Consider the following 2255-nt stretch of genomic DNA (forward strand, 5'->3'; position numbering starts at 1 on the left):
CGATCGATGGCGGCGATGGTCATCGTTGAGTCGTCGAACAGTTCGTCCCATTGCTCGAATGACTTATTTGATGTGATGATCATGCTGTGTCTTTCATATCGATGCGCGATTAGTTCGAACAGCACACTGGTTTCCTGCTCGGTTTTGCGAACGTAACCTACGTCATCCACGATAAGTAGATTGTATTTATCCAGCTTCAGTAACTCGTCCTGCAGCCGAAGGTGTTGTTTCGCCTGTTGTAGCTGTTGCACGATGGCTGAGGCCGCGATGAACTTAACTTTATAGCCCTGCTCGATAAGCCCGTAACCGATGCCACTGGCGATATGAGTTTTACCCAGCCCGCTGGCTCCGAACAGCAAGACGTTAGCGCCGAGTTTCAACCAACCGGGTTGGTTAACCAGATCGATGACCTGGTGTTTTGAGATACCGTCGACCCGTTTAAAGTCGAAATTGCCAAGGTTTTTTCCAGCCGGTAACTTGGCGTCTTTCAGCAACCGCTGTAAGCGTTTATCTTCGCGGTTTGCCAGCTCGATATGGCAGAGCTCGGATAAGTACTGCTGAGGGCTCCATTGCTCTTTAACCGCTTTATTGCCCAGCGCGTCCCATTCTTTAACCATGGTGGCGAGCTTTAGCTGCTTGAGCATGAGTGATAATGAGGCCGTTGTGTTATCCATGCAGGCCTCCCGGTATCATACTGGCATACGAGCTTAGGCTGTGTTGTTTGATGGTAAATGACGGCTTTTTTGGCTCGATAACTAAAAAGCGTTCTTCGCATTCCCGGATGGCCGGTAATTGTCGCTGGGTAATTGACGCGGCAATAAATCGGCCTAATTGACGTTCACAACCGCTTTGTTTGGCTAAATGAAGCAGTTTTACCATGTAATAGCTGGCTTTATCGGCCGTTAGCTTGTCGTCGACATACTCCCAGATGGTTCTGTAATTGTCGTCCGGTAATAAGTCATCGCGCAGCTGTGAGTGCCGGAACGCACGCGGTTTCTTAACCAGTGCATCAATAACATGCCGGTAATTGACGCTGCGGGCGCGACCACCTTTGTCGGCATAGACACGCTCGAGCTCAAGCACGAAGTCGGTGCCGTAAAATAGGGCTAACCGGTTATCATAAAGCCGTACCAGCAATCGACTGTCAATAAGCCGTGATGGCACCGTGTAGGTGACGCGCTTGAGGCAGATCGTGCTTGTCCGCGACACCGTGACATAATGCTCGGTGTAATTGACACTCATTGCCCGGGGCAGTGCCTGTAATTGTCGCTGCTCGAGTTGGTATTTGTCGCTGACGCGACGATTACGCCGAGCTACCACGCTGGCAACAAAGGCTTCATACGCATTACGGCTGTCGAAGTCGTAACTACCGCGGATTTTCAGTGCCTGCTCGACTTGGGACTTGGTGTGCCCGTGCGGACTTTCGATAGCACCGTTCTCATGCGCAACACCCGGATTGTTGCGGGTTGCTCTAAAACCATAGTGCTTAACAAGGTCGTTGAAGCGCTCCGTTAAATCATCAGCCGATGAGTGATTCTTATAAGCCGCACTCAAGCTGTCGGTACGGATTTCTTTGGGCACACCGCCGGCGGCATGTAGCGCATTTTGTAATCCATCAGAGAAGGCCGCAAAACTCTCGCCGCCATAGATAACCTGGATGAACGCCCAGCCGCTGGCCGGCATCCGGTAATGAAACAGCATGTGCTTTAATGGCTCACCGGCAATGGTGACCGGCGATTTCACATGAGTAAAATCGGTAATACCGAGCGCACCATATTCATGGGTTTGTATAAACACAACGTCTTTAGCAGGCCCGTGTAAAGAGCGCCATTTACGGATCCGGCGCTCAAGTGTTCGGCGCGATCCTGGGCTGAACTTATCGGTGTGATATTCGCAAAGGTAATCAAAAACGCCTACGGGCGTGATGTCTTTATCCAGTTCAAGTATGGGAACAACAATGCTTTCCCATATTGGCGCCAGTGGATCTTTACGTGTGCGCCACTGGCGCTTACCGTCGTTTGTTTGTTGATTGGCTTTATCAAGACGCCGGGCTGACCGCTCTGAAATACCTGCTTTAGCAGCAGCAACAGCTTGGCTTTTTTGTTTTCTGTGAGTCATATAGATCGTGACCTGTTGATCCGTGATTCGTGTTCCCGGCACAGTGAACTCCCTCCGTTCTGCTGTACCGAACCTTATCAGATCAACCGGCCAAGATAATTGTCGCTAGACCGGCCACCGTAATTGTCGCTCAATAC

General features: G+C 50.8%; 2 protein-coding genes. Both read right to left on the reverse strand.

Features of this window, described 5'->3' with window-relative positions; genetic code table 11:
• Positions 1-674: IS21-like element helper ATPase IstB (gene istB / locus HLG76_RS14575; protein ID WP_175993931.1), on the reverse strand; the 674-nt coding region annotated here is incomplete at its 3' end.
• Positions 667-2160, reverse strand: a complete 1494-nt coding sequence (gene istA, locus HLG76_RS14580) for an IS21 family transposase (RefSeq protein WP_175993932.1) — start codon at positions 2158-2160, stop codon at positions 667-669. The genes istB and istA, both read right to left, overlap by 8 nt.
• Between the last annotated feature and the right edge of the window lie 95 nt (positions 2161-2255).

This window comes from Salinivibrio sp. EAGSL (genome assembly GCF_013366455.1).
GTDB classification, from domain to species: domain Bacteria; phylum Pseudomonadota; class Gammaproteobacteria; order Enterobacterales; family Vibrionaceae; genus Salinivibrio; species Salinivibrio costicola.